Source organism: Allobosea sp. 05T439, from assembly GCF_056396005.1.
Genome location: NZ_JBFTKP010000158.1, coordinates 1 through 425 on the forward strand (window position 1 = coordinate 1; position 425 = coordinate 425).

Here is a 425-nt window from a genome sequence, read left to right on the forward strand (position 1 = left end):
ACGGGCGGGCTCGACAGCCTGCTGGAGCCCACGGGCAACATCAAACGGGCACAGGACATGGCTGCGAGGGCCTTCGGCGCCGAGCACGTGTTCTTCGTCACCAACGGAACCAGCACCTCGAACAAGATGGTTCTGCAGGCGCTGGTCGCTCCCGGCGATATCGTGATCCTCGACCGCAACTGCCACAAGTCGCACCATTACGGGCTGGTGCTGAGCGGGGCTCAGCCCTTCTATGTCGAAGCGTTCCCGATGGCGGAATTCTCGATGTATGGCGCGGTCCCCCTGCGGACGATCAAGAAGGCGCTGCTCGACCTGAAGTCCGAAGGTCGGCTCGACCGGGTGAAGATGCTCGATCTCACCAACTGCACCTTCGACGGCCATATCTACAACACGCGGCGCGTCATGGAGGAATGCCTGGCGATCAA

At 62.1% G+C, this 425-nt stretch carries 1 protein-coding gene; it reads left to right on the forward strand.

Features of this window, described 5'->3' with window-relative positions:
• On the forward strand, positions 1 to 425 hold a 425-nt coding region (locus AC1DIO_RS35525; protein ID WP_476854976.1), incomplete at both ends, for a beta-eliminating lyase-related protein.